The following is a 17,545-nucleotide window of genomic DNA, read 5'->3' as shown; positions in this document are numbered from 1 at the left end:
ATATGAAAAAGGCCGGCCGACAGGAAATTTTCTGAAATAATTCTCTTGACAGCTACTTGTCCCCCGCCGCTCCTCCGCGAGTTGAACAAGCTGTGGATGACCGTCTGTAAGTTTTTGAAAAATATAAGGAATTTGTGACAGGCTAATCTGTGGCCATGCCCGCATCCGCCGGTCACCGACATCAGTGATTATGTATATGCCGGCAAAACATTCGCAACTTTGAAATTCGGCCCGAGCGTCGTTATGCGAGCGTTCTTTTTAAGTACTTGCCGGCAAACGAAAAAACCCGGCCTGTGCGGCCGGGTTCAAGGATAACGGTCCTAAAGGCAAGTCGGATCAGGCCGACAGCACCTTGACCCGCTGGGCCAGCCGCGAAACCTTGCGGGAAGCCGTGTTCTTGTGAATGACACCCTTGGTTGCGGCGCGCATCAATTCCGGCTCCGCGGCCTTGAACGCTTCCAGCGCCGCGGCCTTGTCGCCGGCGGCGAGCGCCTCTTCGACCTGGCGGACATAGGTGCGGACGCGCGACCGGCGGTTCTTGTTGATCGCCGCGCGGCGGGCGATCTTGCGCGTTGCCTTTTTGGCCGAAGACGTATTGGCCATGATGCCTCTCTTCTGATCTGGTGGACGCCAGCGGGGTGCCGCAGGGCGCAAAAAACAAACGGGCAGCCACGGGGCCGCCTCGGTTGGTGCGGCTTATAGTTCAGCTTTTCCGGCGCGTCAACGCTGCTTCGCGGTCTTTTTGGGACTTGAAGCCGCGCCCTAGCGGTTGGTGAAATTTGGCTTCCGCTTCTCGACGAAGGCGGCCATGCCTTCCTTCTGGTCGTCGAGCGCAAACAGCGAATGGAACAGCCGGCGCTCGAAGCGCAGTCCTTCGGCAAGCGTCGTCTCATAGGCCCGGTTGACGGCTTCCTTGGCCATCATCACCGACGGCATGGAAAACTCGGCGATCTTCGCCGCCGCCTTCAGCGCCTCCTCGACCAGTTCGCCGGCCGGCACCAAGCGCGACACCAGTCCGCAGCGCTCGGCTTCGGCGGCGTCCATCATCCGCCCGGTCAGGCACATGTCCATCGCCTTCGACTTGCCGACGAAACGGGTCAATCGCTGCGATCCGCCCATGCCCGGCATGACGCCGAGCGTGATTTCCGGCTGGCCGAATTTCGCGTTGTCGGCGGCGATGATGAAATCGCACATCATGGCCAGCTCGCAGCCGCCGCCAAGCGCATAGCCGGCGACCGCCGCGATGATCGGCTTGCGCTCGCGCGTCAATTCCTCCCAGCCGACGAAGAAGTCCCCGGTGTAGGCGTCGACGAAGGAGATATCCTGCATTTCCTTGATGTCGGCGCCGGCCGCAAAGGCCTTTTCCGAGCCTGTAAGGACAATGGCGCCGATGCCGGCATCGGCGCCGAGCGCGTTCACCGCCGCCACCACGTCCCTCAGCACTTGCGAATTCAGCGCATTGAGCGCCTTCGGCCGGTTCAGCGTGATCAGCCCGACCTTGCCGCGTGTTTCCACGAGAATGGTTTCATAGGTCATGGCATCGTCTCCTCGCTTCGGTTTGAGGAAACCGGTCTAGCTCACCGCTGACAGGTCCGGCAATAGAAGGTCGAGCGGCCGCTCTGCACGATGCGCTCGATGTGGCCGCTGCAACCCGGTGTCGGACACGGCTCGCCTTCGCGGTCGTAGACGGCGAAGGAATGCTGGAAGTAGCCGAGCGACCCGTCCGCCTGGACATAGTCGCGCAGCGAGGATCCGCCGGCGGCGATCGCATCGGCGATGACCGAGCGGATCGCCTCGGCCAGGCGTTCGCATTGCTGTTTCGCTTTCTTGCCGGAGCCGGCGATGGTGCCGGCTTCGCGCAGCGGCGACAGGCCGGCGCGCCACAGCGCCTCCGACACATATATATTGCCGAGCCCGGCAATCAGCCGCTGATCGAGCAGCGCCGCCTTGAGCGGCGACCTGCGGCCTTTGAGCAGCGCGGCGAGCAGGGGGCCGTCGAGCGCATTGCCGGTCGGCTCGATGCCGAGCCCCGCCAGCATCGGGTGCGTGTCCGGCGCCCCTTCGGCAAACAGCATGAAGCCGAAGCGGCGCGGATCGTTGAAAATGACGCGGGAGCGCTCGCCCTTCGGCGAGGCGACGTCGAACACGACGTGGTCGTGCGCCGCGCTCTTCGAGCGCTCGTGATGGAAGGTGCCGGGGATGTCGCTGCTCCCCGCGGCTTCGACGCGGAACGATCCCGACATGCCGAGATGGCAGATCAGCACCGGACCGTCTTCGATGTGCATCGTCAGATATTTGGCGCGTCGGCCAAGCGCCGTCACGGTCTTGCCGGTAAGCCGCTCCGAAAAGCGTTCGGGAAAGGGGAAGCGAAGGTCGGGCCTGCGCGCCTCGACGTTGACGAGCCGCGCCCCTTCCAGGACCGGCTGCAGCCCGCGCCGCACCGTTTCGACTTCAGGCAGTTCTGGCATGGCCGCCTATCGTTGCAAGGAAGGACGTCCCGTGGCGGCCGGGCGCAAGGGCGAGGTGGTCCGCGACGGTTTCGCCGATATCGGCGAAGGTCGGCCTGAGCCCGATGTCGCCGCCCTTCAGTCCCGGCCCGATGCCGGTCACCGGAACGCGTTCGCGCGTATGGTCCGTGCCGCGCCAGGTCGGGTCGTTGCCGTGATCGGCGGTGAGGATGAGCAGGTCGCCCGGCCTGATGCGCGACAGCGCTTCGGGCAGCCGGCGGTCGAAGGCCTCGAGCGCCGCGGCATAGCCGGCGACATCGCGCCGGTGGCCGAACTCGGTGTCGAAATCGACGAAATTGGCAAACACCAGGTCGCCTTCGCCGGCGTCGTCCAAGGCGCCCAGCGCCTTGTCGAACATCGCCATGTTGCCGCCCGCCTTGCGCACCTCCGAGATGCCGCGATGGGCGAAGATGTCGCCGATCTTGCCGACGGCGATGACCTTGCTGCCGCGCTCCGTCAGCCGGTCGAGCAAGGTCGGTTCCGGTGGCGGCACGGCGTAGTCGCGGCGGTTGTGGGTGCGCTGGAAGGTGGCTTTCGTCTCGCCGACGAAGGGCCGCGCGATCACCCGTCCGATCTTGAGCGGATCGACCAGCCGGCGCACCGTCAGGCAAAGCTCATACAGTCTTTCGAGGCCGAAATGCGTCTCGTGCGCGGCGATCTGCAGTACGGAGTCCACCGAGGTGTAGCAGATCGGCTTGCCGGTGCGGATGTGCTCCTCGCCGAAACGCTCGATGATCTCAGTTCCGGGCGCATGGCAATCGCCAAGGATGCCCGGCACCTTGCCTTCGCGGATGATCGCGCCGGTCAGCTCGGCCGGGAAGGCCGGCACGGTGTCGGGAAAGTAGCCCCAGTCGAAGCGCACGGGCAGGCCGGCAATCTCCCAGTGGCCCGACGGTGTGTCCTTGCCGCTCGAGACCTCCTGGGCAGCGCCATAAAAAGAAGCGGCAAAGAGCGGCGTGTCGACGTCGAAATGGAAGTCCGTCGCGGTTTTTGCCGCGCGGCCAAGCCCGAGCGCGGTCATGTTCGGCACAGCGAGCGGGCCGCTGCGCAAGCCTTCACGGTCCGCGCGGCCCTCGGCGCAAGCCTGCGCGATATGCCCGAACGTGTCGGCACCGGCGTCGCCGTAGCGTTCGGCATCGGCAGCTCCGCCTATGCCGAAAGAATCGAGAACGAATAAGAAAGCCCGAGCCATAGATGCCGTCGTTGCCAGTCCAGGCAGCCAGACATAAGGTTCCATGACGGCATTGGCAAATCGGAAACCAAACCGAAACGGCACGGCGCCATAGTGGTGCGATCGGGCGCAGTGTCGGCGGGAGCGCGGCAAGAGATGGGCAAGGGCGCGGGATTCGCGGCAGGCCGGGCTTTGGGGATGTGCGCGGCGGCTCTCGCGCTGCTCTCCTCGGCATCGCCGGCGCGCGCCGACTGGCGCGACGACATCGGCACCTTTCGCATCGGCATCGTCGCCGAGCCTGGAGGCGGCAACTCGGTGCCCGGTCTGGCCCGCCTGACGGATGCCTACACGAATGCTCTCGGCATGAAGGTCGAGATCGTGGTTGCCCGCGATTATGCGGCGTTGATCGAGGCGCAGGCGAGCGGCCGCGTCCAGTATGCGGTCTATTCGGCGCTTGCTTATGCCGCGGCGTCCGAGCGCTGCGGATGTGTCGAGCCGCTGGTGGCGCCGGTCGATGCGGACGGGGCCATCGGTATCCGTTCCGTGCTGGTGACCCGCGACGACAAGGTGCCGGACCTCGCAGCGATCACCTTGCATCGGATCGCGATCGCGCCGCCGGACAATGTCGCCGGTTCTCTGCTGCCGCTGACCGCCTTGGGCGGCGAAGGCGTGAAGATCGCCGAGGATTCACCCTTCCTGACACGCGCGCCGTCGGCCACCGCGGCCGAGACGATGTTCGGCGACGGCCAAGCCGACGGCCTGTTCGGCTGGGAGCCCGTCGGCGCCGATGGCCAGCCCACCGATACGGGCGGCACGATCGTGCGGCTCGAGGCCGGCGGCGTTCCGAAGACGTCGCTTCGGGTGTTATGGACCTCGGCTCCGCTGCGATACGGGCCTCATGCCGTGCGCAGCGATCTCGATCTCGAGGCGAAGCACCGGCTGGCCGTCTTCCTGACCAATCTCAAGTCGCTGACCCCGGACGTCTACGACCTTCTGGAATCGACCCATGCCGGCGGTTTCGAACTGGCCGTAGCAAAGGACTACGCAACGGCGCTGGCCATCGTGCGGCGGGAAGCGGGCGGGCGGGATTGAAGCATGTTTCCCGAAAGTTGGAACCGGTTTCGGGATAAAGACATGCGTAGAACCAATAGTCCAAGCGCGTGGAGCAAAGCTGAAAGGTCGCGACGCGCCTTGCTCCCTCAGCAGTCGCTGCAGGGGACCGAGGGACCGCGCCGCGGCCTCAGATAATATGTTTCGCCCATCGGTATTTTGTTGAAGGCCGAGGTCAGTCCAAGCGCCTTCGAACCGCTGGCCGACCAGGCGATCATCGCCTCATAGCCGAGATCGCTTTCCACGCGAACAAGGAAGGTGTTGCGGATATTCAGGGTCGCCGGAACGGTGGTGATGCTGTCCTTCAGGGCGTCGGCGCTATAGGTGGTGCCAACAAGCTTGCGCGACCATGCCACCTTCACCCTGGGCGATGCCTCGTCGGTAATCTGGATGCCGGTGATGATGATCGTCGGCGTGGAGCGGTTGTAGGGCTGTAGCGTCGAGGTGCCGATCTTCATGATCGCATCGAGATCGGCTGTCTTGACGCTCGGCTGCTGCGTGACGAGATCCGCCACCATGCTGCCGATGCGGCTGACCTTCTTACTGGTCTCGATCGCCTGCGAGGCTTCCATCGTGATGAAGTACATGATGAGCAGCACCGGCACGATGAACGCGAACTCGATTGCCGCGACGCCGCGGCGATCGCGGCAAAACCGCGTCGCCTTGGCCAGAATGGCCGAAATTCCCGGGTGTGCCCCCGCACGGTACATATCCTACCCCCACGCCGCCGTAGTCTTGGCCGGCCGCAACCTTGAAGCATGTCTCCCGAAAGTGGACCCGGTTTGGGATAAAGACATGCCTAAATCAAAAAGCTAAAGCAGGTCGCATCACGCGACCTGCTTTAGTCGTCGAATGGTTCGTTCTGCCAGGTCACCGATGCGAAGTGCAGCGTCTTGCCGCCATTCAGATTGGCCATTTGTTTGGCCAGGAAATCGGTGATTACCGGCCATTTGTAGAAAACCCGCAGCATGTTCTTCGATTCTGCCAGGCCCGGCGACACCGTGAAGGCCGTTGAGCTCGTGCCTGTCAGCACGATTTCGCCGCTTTGGATTTTGAAGCCCGCCGCCGCGGCGTCGGCGAAGGTCGGATATTCGCGCAGGTCCACCAGCAGGGTGGCGTTTGACCCGGACCCGGGGCAATTCGTGGCGACCATGATCGCCAGCCTGTCGCAGATCAGCTTCTTGATCGAGGCATCGGTGACGTCGGCCTTCTTCAGTTGACCGGTCCTGAGCTGGCGCGCGATATCGTCGGTGGCGTTAGCCATCACTTCCTGGCCGGCGAACGATATGCAGCTTTCCAGGATGGCGAAAACGAGCAGGGCGAACGGTATGGCCAGCATCGCGAATTCCAGCGCAGTGCTGCCGCGCCTGTCGCTGAAGAACCCATGACGGGTTTTTGCCCGTGCCTTGCCGTCCATGCCACCCTCGGATGCCGGATCCATGCTCATGTCCGTTCCTGCCGATCCCCTGCAAAGTCGGGCGGCAACATAGCGAAAACCCATTGAGGTCGGGTTTGGATGAGCGTTAAATTCGCCGGACGACTTTTAACCCGCCATTAACGTCGCGGGCGCTTGCCGACGCCAGCTTCAGCGACTTGCGTTCATTTCGGTTTCGGAGGTTCTCTCCGCTTCGCTCTTGTACGAGCTTTCGCAATAGGGCGTGCACGACATGGTCTGGACGTCGGCGCGCCGGTAGATGCGCACCGAAGACGCAGCTTGCCGGACCACCGTCACCTGCTCATCGACGATCGGGCTGCCATCGGAATCGAGCACGACCAGATTGGTAACGCCGAAACCCTTGCCGGTGAGAACGACCGTCGAGGCATCCTGCACGGCGGCGTCGGCGATTGCCGGATTGCCGATGACGATCGTGTCGGCGGCGCGCGACAACTTGACGATCTTTGCCTGGTTCATGGTGACCTCGATGCCGGCACCGGCGCTGGCGGGCATGGCGAAGGCGGCAACGGCCAGCAGCGCGACGACTGGAAAAGGCGATCTCGACAAGGTCATGGAAGCGCTCCGGAGCGGCAGACTGTTCAACGGAACATGAACGAAATTGGTGAACCGACGGTTAAATGCCGCGCTGCCACGACAAGCATTGCCGCCTCGAGGGTTAAGAACCTGAAGCATGCGCTGTTTTAGCAAAATCGCGGGTTGGCCGGATCTCCGCGCTTTTCCTGCCCGCCGAACCGTCTTTGGGCGTTTAGGCCACGGTTAACCAAGCAACGGGTTCGCCACCGGAAAGGAATCGGTAAGGGTATTTATTAAGCCGATTGAAAGGGCTTCTCCCTAGATTTGCAGCATCCGATCAACCGCCAAGAGAAGTTGACGGAAGTGCTGTAACACGTGGAGTAGGAGCTCTCGAATGTCTAACCTCATCGCACGTTTCGTGAAGGACGAATCCGGCGCGACCGCCATCGAATACGGTCTGATCGCCGCTCTCATCGCGCTCGCCATCATGGTCGGCGCCAGCCAGCTCGGCACCGCCCTGAACAGCAAGTTCGTGGCGATCGCCAGCGCCGTCAAGACCGGCAAGGCACCGTGATAGGCTGCACAAGCCAGCAGTTGCTTTAAAGTGGAAGGGTCGCCCATGGGCGGCCCTTCTTTCATGCGGTCGGGTGATTTCGACGATCCGGCCTCATCAATCGTTAATTCCAGCATGCCTAGACTGCAGCTGGTCAATTGCGCCATAGGCACCGCGCCATGCTTGAAGCCGCGATCTTCGTCGTCTTTCCTTTCTGCATGCTGTTCGCGGCGATCTCGGACACGCTGTCGATGACGATCGCCAACCGCGTGCCGGTGCTGCTGGTCGCGACGTTCGCCCTGGTGGCTCCGTTGACCGGGATGGACTGGGCAACCTATGGCGGGCATTTCGCGGCCGGTGCCCTGGTGCTGGCGGTGACCTTCGGCCTGTTCGCGCTCGGCGGCATGGGCGGCGGCGATGCCAAGCTCCTGGCGGCAACCGCGGTATGGATGGGGCTCAACATCAATCTCGTCGGCTACCTGGTAACCTCGACGTTGATCGGCGGTCTGTTGACGATTGCCATTCTGGCCTACCGGAAATCGCCATTTGCGGTCTACACCGGCCACAACCGTTTTCTGCGCCATTTCGCCGATGAGAGCGGAGGCATTCCTTACGGCGTCGCGCTTGGTCTCGGCGGCCTCATCACCTTTCCGGATTCTCCGCTGATGATCTGGGCGCTGGACAGGCTCACCGCCTAAACGCATGTCGCCCCAAAGGGCGCATCGGTTTTGGGGGAACGGCATGCGTCAAACAAAGACTTAAAGCGTGTCACCTGAATCCGCTTCGTCGCGACGCGTTTTAGGCACATCGCCATTTTCAGACAGGTCTGTGCGCTTGGGGGTGGCTTTACGCCGCCCTGCCTCGAAACCGGTTCCCTTTCGGAATCATTCGTTTTCTTTGACAAGAGGGTTTCTCGCGGCGCCTGGCCGCCTTTTTCGTTAATGCATGTCGCCCCAAAGTGCGCGGCGGTTTTGGGACAACGACATGCATCAAAACAACGACTTAAGGCCTGTCGCCCGACGCCGTTTCAGCGCGACACACTTTAACGGCAAGCGGTTCCGTCTAATTTGAGTAAACCTTAAATTAATCACGATCGTAAGCATTGCATTAACCTTGTTTTGACGATTGCGGCTGCAAAGTCCGCCCTGGCTAAGGTGGTTTGCCTTGAGGCGAAGGGTTCGGACGAATGCCAGCATCCCGACTGATTATTCTGGGCGTGGCTGTGGCCGCGGCGGGTGGCGCGGGTTATGTCGCTAAGAACATGGTGGCGCCGCCTGCTCAGGTCGTCGTCGACGCTCCCAAAGAGCCGGCGATCGCGCTGCAGGACGTGCTGGTGCTTTCCGGCGATGTCGCCATGGGCAGCCAGCTGGGCGACAAGATCAGCTGGGAGCAGTGGCCGGCCAGCGGCGTCAACGCCAATTTCATCACCCGTGCGGTCGAACCGGACGCGGTCGAAAAGCTCAAGGGCTCGGTGGCGCGTGTGGCCATGTATACCGGTGAGCCGCTGCGGCGCTCCAAGCTGGTCGGCGAGGGGCAGAGCTTCATGTCGTCGATCCTGCCGTCCGGCATGCGCGCCGTCGCGACCGCCATATCGGCCGACACATCGGCGGGTGGCTTCATCCTGCCCAATGACTTCGTCGACGTCATCATGACCCGGCGCGCCGACGCCAGCAACGGCGGCAGCGGCTTCAACACCGAGACCATCCTCAAGAACATCCGCGTCCTGGCCATCGACCAGACCATCCAGGAGGACGAGGAAGGCAAGAAGACCAGGGTCGGCCAGACCGCGACGCTGGAACTGACGCCGCAGCAGGCGGAGATCATCACGGTGGCGCAGCAGATGGCGGACCGTCTGACCCTGGCGCTGCGTCCGATCACCGACACCAATGAGAAGAACCTGGGCGAGGCCGACTATCTGGTGAATGGCAACGGCCGGCGCGGCACGGTGCGGCTGATCAAGTCGGGCGAAGTTTCCGAAGTGGGAGCAAGGAAATGAGGCTAAGCGGTAAACTGCCCGTCGTCGCGGCGGTGGCAATCGGCCTGTTCCTGATCGGCACCGATGCGCCCGGCCTCGTCGAGGCCAAGGCGGCGAACAGGGCGGCCGGCGTGACCGCCTCGGTTGCCTCGCAGCGCGTCAAGCTCGGCCTCAACAAGTCGGTAGTCATCGACCTGCCGAGCGACGCCTACGACATCCTCGTCGCCAATCCGGCCGTCGCCGACGCGGTGACGCGCACGGCGCGCCGCATCTATCTGTTCGGCAAGGCGGTCGGCGAAACCAACATCTTCGTCTTCGGCCCCAACGGCGAGCAGATCGCCAGTCTCGACCTGGCGGTCGAACGCGATGTCGCCGGGCTGGAGGACTATCTCAAGCGCTTCCTGCCGTCGTCGCAGATCAAGGTCGAGCTGCTCAACGACAACGTGATTCTCACCGGCAATGTGGACACGCCGCTCGACGCCAAGCGCGCCGTCGACCTGGCCACCATCTTCGTCTCCGGCGGCGAAGCGACAACCGGCCAATATTCGCAGACAGCCGCCGGCGGCTCGGCCAATGGCGGCGTCGACATCAACAATCCCGACGCCGAACGCCGGGTCTCCAAGATCGTCAATCTGCTGCAGATCATCGGTGACGATCAGGTGACGCTGAAGGTGACGGTGGCCGAAGTCAGCCGTTCGGTGATGAAGCAGCTCGGCGTCAACATGGTCGGCAACGGCGGCAGCAACGGCATTTCCTGGGGCGCGCTCAGCGACAATTTCACCGGCCTCGGCAAGCAACTGTCCAACTCGGGCTTCAATGTCGGGACGTCCTCGATCCAGGCCTACATCAATGCCATGGAATCGGCCGGCGTCATGAAGACGCTGGCAGAACCGACGCTCACCGCTGTGTCCGGCGAGAAGGCGACCTTCAAGGTCGGCGGCGAATACAACATGGTGAACAGCGTTTCCGCCAATGTCTCCAATGACAACCAGACAGGTCTGAAGACCTATTCGATCGAGAAGATCGAATACGGGATCGGACTGGAATTCCAGCCGGTGGTGCTATCGCCGGGCCGCATCAGCCTGAAGGTGCGGACCGCCGTTTCCGAGCCGACAACCGAGGCATCGGTCTCGCTTTCCGATGGCGGGAGAAGTCCCGGCATGAACGCCTTGTCGCTGCGCAAGCGCCTGGCCGATACGACGGTGGAACTGCCTTCCGGCGGCTCGATGATGATCGCGGGCCTCGTACGCGACGACGTCAGGCAGGCCGTCAACGGACTGCCCGGGCTGACCAAGATCCCGGTGCTCGGCGCGCTCTTCCGCAGCCGCGACTTCGTGCGCAACGAGAGCGAGCTCGTCATCATCATCACGCCCTATCTGGCGCGGCCCGTGGCGCGCAACGAATTGGCCAAGCCTGACGACAATTTCAACGCGCCGAGCGATGGCGCCGGCATGTTCCTCGGTCGCGTCAATCGCGTCTACGGCACCATGCAGACCGACAGGCCACCTGGCCGTTACCACGGCGTGGTCGGCTTCATCTACAAGTGAGCGGGAAAGCGGACATGTCCAAGTCAGCATCAAAGGCCATGACGATCGCAGCGGCAAAATCCGGCGGAGGACGTTTTCGCGGGTCGTCTGCGGTCCTGGCGATCGCTCTTGCGGCGTCGCTCGCCGGATGCGCCAATTTCCATCGCGACAGCGTGACGGTGGGCGCCATTCCCGACGACTACCGCACCAATCATCCGATCGTCATCGCCGAGAAGAACCAGAAGATAGACCTTCCGGTCGGCGCCGGCGATCGCGGCATGACCGCCTCGCAGCGCGACACTCTGCTCGGCTTCCTCGACGGCTACGACAGGAGCGCCGCTCCGGCGCTGACGATCGCGGCCCCGGTCGGCTCCGCGAACCAGGCCGCCGCCCAGGCCGCCAGCCGCGATTTCGCCAGGCTTGCCATCGCGGCCGGCGTCAAGCGCAACCGGATCGTCATGACGTCTTACCAGTCGGCCGTGCCTGAAGCTTCGGCCCCGGTCCGCGTCGCCTTCGTCGCCGTGAAGGCCCAGACCGACAAATGCGGGCGCTGGCCGGAAGACCTGCTGCAGACCTCGGAAAACAGGCACTACGCCGATTTCGGATGCTCCTATCAGAACAACCTTGCCGCCCAGATGGCCAATCCCAACGATCTGCTCGGGCCGCGCAAGCAGTCCGACATCGACGCCGAAAACCGCGGCAACGTGATCGATATCTATCGCGCCCGAGGCGTTTCGGACGAGTTCCTCGGCAATTCGGAAGTGACTTACTGAGCCGCGCCGGATGACGGAAAGAACATGACGATGAGCAATCTCGCCTACGACACGCCCACGGATACCGGCGATCTCTCGCAACAGGACGTCGCCGCCATGCAGGCGCTGCGCCCGGTGCCGCGCATCTCGATCCAGGCTTTCTGCGAGACCGAGGGCGTCGCCAACCCCATCGAGCGGGCCGGCGAGGACCGCCGCATGGCCAAGGCCCATCTCAAGGTCCATATGGGCGGCATCGCCACCGCGATCGAATTCTACCGGTCGGCGCCGACACCCAACCTGATCCTGCTGGAATCGCGCAGCGAGCCTAAACAGCTGCTGGAGCAGCTCGGTCAGCTCGCGGAATATTGTGACCCGACCTCGAAGGTCGTGGTCATCGGCCACTACAACGATGTCGGCCTCTACCGCGAGCTCATCCGTTCGGGCATTTCCGAATATGTCATCGCGCCGGTCTCGATGACCGATATCGTCAGTGTCGTGTCGTCGATCTTCGTCGATCCCGAGTCCGATCCGATAGGCCGCTCCATCGCTTTCATCGGCGCCAAGGGCGGTGTCGGGTCCTCGACGATCGCCCACAACGTCGCCTGGGCGATGTCGTCCTTGTTCAAGTCCGAAGTTGTCGTTGCCGATCTCGATCTCGCTTTCGGCACCGCCAACATCAACTTCGACCAGGACCCCGCGCAGGGCATCGCCGAGGCGGTGTTTTCGCCCGAGCGCGTTGACGAGGTCTATCTCGACCGGCTGCTCGCGCAGTGCGCCGAGCATCTGTCGCTGCTGGCGGCGCCTTCCACGCTCGAGCGCGTCTATGATTTCGATCCGGACGCCTTCTCCCAGGTCATCGAAACGGCCCAGCGCAGCGCGCCCCTGCTCGTGCTCGACATTCCCCACGTCTGGAGCGGTTGGACCAAGAGCACGCTGATCAAGGCCGACGAGATCGTCATCACGGCCACGCCCGAACTCGCCAATCTGCGCAACACCAAGAATATGGTCGACATGCTGAAGCGGCTGCGTCCGAACGACCCGCCGCCGAAGCTGATCATCAACCAGGCCGGCGTTCCGAAACGGCCGGAGATCGCGGCATCGGATTTTTCCGAACCGCTCGGCATCACGCCCATGGCGGTGATCAATTTCGAGCCGCTGCTGTTCGGCAACGCGGCCAACAACGGCCGCATGCTTGGCGAGATGGACGCCAAGAGCCCGGTCGTCGGCACGATCAACGAAATCGCGCATGTGCTGACCGGGCGCAGCGAAATCAAGACGAAGAAGAAGGCAGGCCTGGGCTCCATCCTCGGCAAGCTTTCGCGCAACAGGAAGTGACGCTCGCGGAGCGGCATCGGGTAGTCGATCATGTTTGGTAAAAGAGGCACAGACGACGGCAGCCGGGCAGCTCCCGAATTCCGCCCGCCGGCACCTCCTCCGGCCGCGCCCGCTCCGGCCGGGACGATGGCGCTCGACCGGCCGGCCGCGCCCGCGCCGAGCACGCCCGCCGCGCCGCCCGTTCGGCGTCCGGTCGAGGCGCCGCCGATGGCGCCCGAGCCGCCGAGAAGGGCCCAGCGCGAGCGGAGCGAAACCTACTACGATACCAAGAGCCAGGTGTTTTCGGCGCTGATCGACACGATCGATCTGTCGCAGCTCGCCAAGCTCGATCCGGAAAGCGCGCGCGAGGAAATCCGCGACATCGTCAACGACATCATCGCGATCAAGAATTTCGTGATGTCGATCTCCGAGCAGGAAGAGCTGCTCGAGGACATCTGCAACGACGTGCTCGGCTACGGGCCGCTGGAGCCGCTGCTCGCGCGCGACGACATCGCCGACATCATGGTCAACGGTTCCAAGAACGTCTACATCGAGGTCAACGGCAAGGTCGAACCGACCAGCATCCGCTTCCGCGACAACCAGCAACTGCTCAACATCTGCCAGCGCATCGTCAGCCAGGTCGGCCGCCGCGTCGACGAATCGAGCCCGATCTGCGACGCGCGTCTTCCCGACGGCTCGCGCGTCAACGTGATCGCGCCGCCGCTCTCGCTCGATGGCACCGCGCTCACCATCCGCAAGTTCAAGAAGGACAAGCTGACGCTCGACCAGCTGGTCAAGTTCGGCGCCATCTCGCCGCAAGGCGCGGAAATCCTGAAGATCATCGGCCGCGTCCGCTGCAATGTCGTCATCTCGGGCGGCACGGGCTCGGGCAAGACGACGCTGCTCAACTGCCTGACCAACTATATCGATCGCGAGGAGCGGGTCATCACCTGCGAGGACTCGGCCGAGTTGCAGCTGCAGCAGCCGCACGTGGTCCGTCTCGAAACCAGGCCGCCCAATCTCGAAGGCGAGGGCGAGGTGACCATGCGCGACCTCGTCAAGAACTGCCTGCGCATGCGGCCCGAACGGATCATCGTCGGCGAGGTGCGCGGACCGGAAGTGTTCGACCTTCTGCAGGCGATGAACACCGGCCATGACGGCTCGATGGGAACGATCCACTCCAACAGCCCGCGCGAATGTCTGAACCGTATTGAATCGATGATCGCCATGGGCGGCTATTCGCTGCCGCAGAGGACGGTGCGCGAGATCGTCGTCGGCTCGGTCGACGTGATCATCCAGGCAGCTCGTCTGCGCGACGGCTCGCGCCGCATCACCCACATCACCGAGGTGATCGGCATGGAAGGCGACGTCATCATCACTCAGGATCTCGTCCTCTATAACATCAAGGGCGAAGACGCGAGCGGCCGTCTGATCGGCGAGCATGTTTCCACCGGCATCGGCCGGCCGCATTTCTGGGATCGCGCCCGCTACTATGGCGAGGAGCAGCGCCTCGCCAACGCGCTCGAAGCCATGGAGAAACGCGCTGACTAGAGCAATTCCAGGAAAAGTGCGTAGCGGTTTTCCGTCCGGAATTGCATAAAAACAAATACTAAGAGCGGTCAGCGCTTCTTCAAAAAGCTGAACCGCTCTAGTGCATCTGGAGGTGTAGGGGCCCCGGTCGATGTTCGGAATTGACACCACGGTTCTGGCTTTCGTCGTGCTTGCGGGCTTAAGCGCCGGCGCGATAGCCTATGCTTTCCTGTTCAAGCGCATCGACAACGAAAAGCAGGCCGGCAAGCGGCTTGAAACGATCAAGACGGCCGAGACCGACCGGTCGGTGGTGAAGGCCACGCGCGACCGCGCCGCGGAAGCGGTCAGGCGGCGCAAGACGCTTCAGGATTCGCTCAAGCAGCTCGACGAGAAGCAGAGGACCAACGACCGCAACATCAAGAAGCCGCCGCTGAAGGCTCAGCTCCGCCAGGCCGGCATGACGGTTTCCATCGAGCGCTTCTACATCTACTCGGTGATCTGCGGCATCGTGCTGACCTTCCTCGCTTATTTTGCCGGCGCGCCGTTGCTGGTCCTGCCCGGCGCTCTCCTGGCCGGGGCCCTCGGCCTGCCGCGCTGGTTCGTATCGTTTCGCCGCACGCGCCGGGTGAAGGCTTTCCTGGAGGAGTTCCCGAATGCCCTCGACATCATCGTGCGCGCGGTCAAGTCCGGCCTGCCGCTGAACGATGCGATCCGCCTGATCGCCAACGAATCTCCCGAGCCGGTCCGCTCCGAGTTCCGCCGCATCGTCGATTCCCAGCAGATGGGCATGTCGATCCCCGACGCGACGCTGCGCATGTCCGAGACCATGCCGTGCACCGAGGCCGGCTTCTTCGGCATCGTCATCCAGATCCAGTCGCAGGCCGGCGGCAATCTCTCCGAGGCGCTGGGCAATCTTTCGCGCGTGCTGCGCGACCGCAAGAAGATGAAGGCCAAGGTGCAGGCCCTGTCGATGGAAGCGAAGGCATCCGCCGTCATCATCGGCGCCTTGCCGTTCGTCGTCGCCTTTCTCGTCTATCTTACAAGCCCGAACTACATCATGCCGCTGTTCACGACCAGCGTCGGCAATCTGATCCTCGGCTGCTCCGGCGTCTGGATGTCGATCGGCATCGTGGTGATGCGCAAGATGATGAATTTCGAAGTGTAGGGATGCGGACCCAATGACTGACCAGGTCGTCAAGACGCTAACCGATCCTTCCTTTCTTATCGCGCTGCTGGTCGGCATCGCGGTTTTTGCCACTGTCTTCACGCTCCTGCCGGCGCTTGGCGGCAATCAGCTCAAGTCGCGCATGAAAACCGTGGCGCTCGAGCGTGACGAACTGCGCGCCAGGCAGCGTCAGCGGCTCGCCAACGAGGCCGATCGCCGCCGCAAGGGTCTGCGCGAGGAGCAGTCGATCGGCATGCGTAACATCGTCGAGCGGCTGGACCTCAAGCGCGCGCTTGCCGATGAAGGCACGCTGCAGAAGCTCAAGGTGGCGGGCTTCCGCGGCCAGAATCCGCTGACGCGCTTCCTGTTCTTCCGCCTGATCCTGCCCTTCATCGGTTTCGCGCTCGCGGCGATCTACCTGTTCGTTCTGGGCGGCCTGGCGCAGCAGCCGGCCTTCATCAAGCTGTTCGTCTGCATTGTTGTCGCCTATGGCGGCTTCTACGCGCCGATCCTTTACGTCAACAACCGCGCGACCAAGCGCAAGCAGTCGATCCAGCTGGCATGGCCGGACGCGCTCGACCTGATGCTGATCTGCGTGGAATCCGGCATGTCGGTGGAAGCAGCGCTTCGCAAGGTCGCCGACGAGATCGGCACCCAGTCCGTCGCGCTCGCCGAGGAATTCGTGCTTACCAATGCCGAGCTGTCCTATCTGCAGGACCGCAAGGTCGCCTATGAGAACCTGGCAAGCCGCACCGGCCTGGAATCGGTGAAGTCGGTGTCCCAGGCCCTGGTTCAGGCGGAACGCTACGGCACGCCGGTGGCGCATGCGCTGCGCGTGCTCGCGTCGGAAAGCCGCGACATGCGCATGAACGCGGCCGAGAAGAAGGCCGCGGCGCTGCCGCCTAAGCTCACCGTGCCGATGATCCTTTTCTTCCTGCCGGTCCTGTTCGCCATCATTCTGGGACCGGCCGGCATCCAGGTCAGCCAGCGCGGCATCTTCGGCGACCAGCACAACTCCAGCAGCCAGTAGAAATCCCGAACGAATGTGGAAAGGCCGCGCGGTCGATGCCGCGCGGCCTGTTGTCTTCGATCTGCGATCCCGGCGCAATGCCCGATCAGTTCGTCGCGACCTTCGCCTTGTCCTTGTCCTGATCCTTGAGCTGGCTCCAGGCATTCTGCTGGGCAAGCATCTGGCGCAGATAGGCGACGTTGGCCTGCGCCTGCTCCGGCGAAAGCTCCTGCGAGGCGATCTTTTCGGCCTCGTCGAAGCGGCCCTGCAGGCCGACGACCAGCGCCAGGTTCTGCCGCACGCGGCTGTCGGCGTTCGGCTGCTGCGCGGCCGAGCGCATATAGGTCTCGGCGGTGCGCAGATCCCCCTCCAGCACATAGGACATGCCGAGATTGGAAAGGATGGAAGGTTCGTTCGGCTTGAGCTCGAGCGCCTTTCGGTAGTCCTGACGCGCCTCGTCCCGCTGTCCCATCTGGTCGAGGATGGCGGCTTCCGCCGATACCAGGCGCCAGTCCGGATATTCCGGCGTCTGCGCGCGGCGCACCGCATCGAGCGCTTGCTCGAACTGCCCGTTCGCGGCTAGCGCCTTGCCGTAGGCGGCGAGCACGTCGCGGTCCTTGGCATAGGCGATGGCGAGCTTGCGCATCACCGCCAGCGACTGGTCTGCGTCGCCATCCATCTGCAGCGCCGCGGCGTAATTGGTGGCGATGCGTTTGTCGTTCGGGTTCCTGGCGTAGGATTCGCCGAGCCTGGTCGTGGCGCTGTGCAGTTCTCCGGCCGACATCGTTTCCAGCGGCCGGTTGTCGGAGCGGGAAATGGAGCCCGTCGTGAACTTGCTGGTGCTGCCGCAGCCCGCTACGCTGGCCGCCAGCGCGGCCATGAATGCGGTGGTGATCAGACGCTTGCTCGTGAAGGTTAATGCTTTGATCGGCATCGCGCCGTCTCTCCATTCCTGCGCGGCCAT

Annotated in this window: 18 protein-coding genes; 10 read left to right on the top strand and 8 right to left on the bottom strand. The window is 63.4% G+C overall.

Annotation, left to right across the window (positions count from 1 at the left end; all coding sequences use genetic code 11):
* Nucleotides 1–336: 336 nt before the first annotated feature.
* The 4 genes from rpsT to EJ067_RS12650 all read right to left on the bottom strand — a co-directional run bounded on the left by rpsT (nt 337) and on the right by EJ067_RS12650 (nt 3,699).
* On the bottom strand, nt 337–603 hold the full coding sequence (rpsT, locus tag EJ067_RS12665) for a 30S ribosomal protein S20 (protein ID WP_124996039.1): 267 nt from the start codon (nt 601–603) through the stop codon (nt 337–339).
* Between the two features lie 159 nt (nt 604–762).
* The gene (locus tag EJ067_RS12660; protein ID WP_126086000.1) at nt 763–1,536 is read right to left on the bottom strand and encodes an enoyl-CoA hydratase; all 774 of its coding nucleotides are present in this window, start codon (nt 1,534–1,536) and stop codon (nt 763–765) included.
* Nucleotides 1,537–1,577: 41 nt separating this feature from the next.
* Nucleotides 1,578–2,468 carry a bifunctional DNA-formamidopyrimidine glycosylase/DNA-(apurinic or apyrimidinic site) lyase gene (gene mutM / locus EJ067_RS12655; protein WP_126085999.1) on the bottom strand — a complete coding sequence of 297 codons (891 nt, stop codon included), beginning with the start codon at nt 2,466–2,468 and terminating at the stop codon, nt 1,578–1,580.
* Nucleotides 2,452–3,699, bottom strand: a complete 1,248-nt coding sequence (locus EJ067_RS12650) for a phosphopentomutase (protein ID WP_126085998.1) — start codon at nt 3,697–3,699, stop codon at nt 2,452–2,454. Before EJ067_RS12650 ends, mutM begins: the two co-directional genes overlap by 17 nt.
* A 177-nt stretch (nt 3,700–3,876) precedes the next feature.
* On the opposite strand from EJ067_RS12650, the gene EJ067_RS12645 reads away from it, so the two are divergent.
* Nucleotides 3,877–4,770 (top strand): PhnD/SsuA/transferrin family substrate-binding protein, encoded by an 894-nt coding sequence (locus EJ067_RS12645; RefSeq protein ID WP_126089603.1) that lies wholly within the window; start codon nt 3,877–3,879, stop codon nt 4,768–4,770.
* A 107-nt stretch (nt 4,771–4,877) separates the two neighbouring features.
* Here the strand turns inward: EJ067_RS12645 and EJ067_RS12640 are convergent, their stop codons facing one another.
* The 3 genes from EJ067_RS12640 to EJ067_RS12630 form a co-directional block, all read right to left on the bottom strand.
* Nucleotides 4,878–5,498 (bottom strand): TadE/TadG family type IV pilus assembly protein, encoded by a 621-nt coding sequence (locus EJ067_RS12640; RefSeq protein ID WP_126085997.1) that lies wholly within the window; start codon nt 5,496–5,498, stop codon nt 4,878–4,880.
* Between the two features lie 131 nt (nt 5,499–5,629).
* Complete coding sequence (locus EJ067_RS12635) at nt 5,630–6,205, bottom strand: TadE/TadG family type IV pilus assembly protein (protein WP_245468252.1); 576 nt, start codon at nt 6,203–6,205, stop codon at nt 5,630–5,632.
* A 168-nt stretch (nt 6,206–6,373) separates the two neighbouring features.
* Nucleotides 6,374–6,796, bottom strand: a complete 423-nt coding sequence (locus EJ067_RS12630; protein WP_126085996.1) for a pilus assembly protein N-terminal domain-containing protein — start codon at nt 6,794–6,796, stop codon at nt 6,374–6,376.
* Nucleotides 6,797–7,151: 355 nt separating this feature from the next.
* Here EJ067_RS12630 and EJ067_RS12625 point away from each other — a divergent pair, with 355 nt between their 5' ends.
* The 9 genes from EJ067_RS12625 to EJ067_RS12585 all read left to right on the top strand — a co-directional run bounded on the left by EJ067_RS12625 (nt 7,152) and on the right by EJ067_RS12585 (nt 16,602).
* On the top strand, nt 7,152–7,331 hold the full coding sequence (locus EJ067_RS12625) for a Flp family type IVb pilin (RefSeq protein WP_126085995.1): 180 nt from the start codon (nt 7,152–7,154) through the stop codon (nt 7,329–7,331).
* 158 nt (nt 7,332–7,489) lie between these two features.
* Nucleotides 7,490–8,008, top strand: coding sequence for a prepilin peptidase (locus EJ067_RS12620; protein WP_126085994.1), 519 nt, complete (start codon nt 7,490–7,492; stop codon nt 8,006–8,008).
* Nucleotides 8,009–8,496: 488 nt separating this feature from the next.
* Nucleotides 8,497–9,306 (top strand): Flp pilus assembly protein CpaB, encoded by an 810-nt coding sequence (gene cpaB, locus EJ067_RS12615; RefSeq protein WP_126085993.1) that lies wholly within the window; start codon nt 8,497–8,499, stop codon nt 9,304–9,306.
* Complete coding sequence (locus EJ067_RS12610) at nt 9,303–10,832, top strand: type II and III secretion system protein family protein (RefSeq protein WP_126085992.1); 1,530 nt, start codon at nt 9,303–9,305, stop codon at nt 10,830–10,832. Before cpaB ends, EJ067_RS12610 begins: the two co-directional genes overlap by 4 nt.
* 14 nt (nt 10,833–10,846) lie before the next feature.
* Nucleotides 10,847–11,584 carry a CpaD family pilus assembly protein gene (locus tag EJ067_RS12605; RefSeq protein WP_126085991.1) on the top strand — a complete coding sequence of 246 codons (738 nt, stop codon included), beginning with the start codon at nt 10,847–10,849 and terminating at the stop codon, nt 11,582–11,584.
* Nucleotides 11,585–11,614: 30 nt separating this feature from the next.
* Nucleotides 11,615–12,898 carry a CpaE family protein gene (locus EJ067_RS12600; protein WP_189394134.1) on the top strand — a complete coding sequence of 428 codons (1,284 nt, stop codon included), beginning with the start codon at nt 11,615–11,617 and terminating at the stop codon, nt 12,896–12,898.
* Nucleotides 12,899–12,928: 30 nt separating this feature from the next.
* Nucleotides 12,929–14,428 (top strand): CpaF family protein, encoded by a 1,500-nt coding sequence (locus tag EJ067_RS12595; protein ID WP_126085989.1) that lies wholly within the window; start codon nt 12,929–12,931, stop codon nt 14,426–14,428.
* Between the two features lie 130 nt (nt 14,429–14,558).
* Entirely contained in the window at nt 14,559–15,572 is a 1,014-nt protein-coding gene (locus EJ067_RS12590) for a type II secretion system F family protein (protein ID WP_126085988.1), read from the top strand.
* A gap of 13 nt (nt 15,573–15,585) precedes the next feature.
* The gene (locus EJ067_RS12585; protein ID WP_126085987.1) at nt 15,586–16,602 is read left to right on the top strand and encodes a type II secretion system F family protein; all 1,017 of its coding nucleotides are present in this window, start codon (nt 15,586–15,588) and stop codon (nt 16,600–16,602) included.
* An 85-nt stretch (nt 16,603–16,687) separates the two neighbouring features.
* Here the strand turns inward: EJ067_RS12585 and EJ067_RS12580 are convergent, their stop codons facing one another.
* Nucleotides 16,688–17,515, bottom strand: a complete 828-nt coding sequence (locus tag EJ067_RS12580) for a tetratricopeptide repeat protein (RefSeq protein ID WP_126085986.1) — start codon at nt 17,513–17,515, stop codon at nt 16,688–16,690.
* Between the last annotated feature and the right edge of the window lie 30 nt (nt 17,516–17,545).

This window comes from Mesorhizobium sp. M1D.F.Ca.ET.043.01.1.1, from assembly GCF_003952385.1.
Classification (GTDB): Bacteria; Pseudomonadota; Alphaproteobacteria; order Rhizobiales; family Rhizobiaceae; genus Mesorhizobium.
The sequence above is the reverse complement of the archived record's forward strand: the minus strand, read 5'-3'. Positions and strand labels throughout refer to the sequence as shown.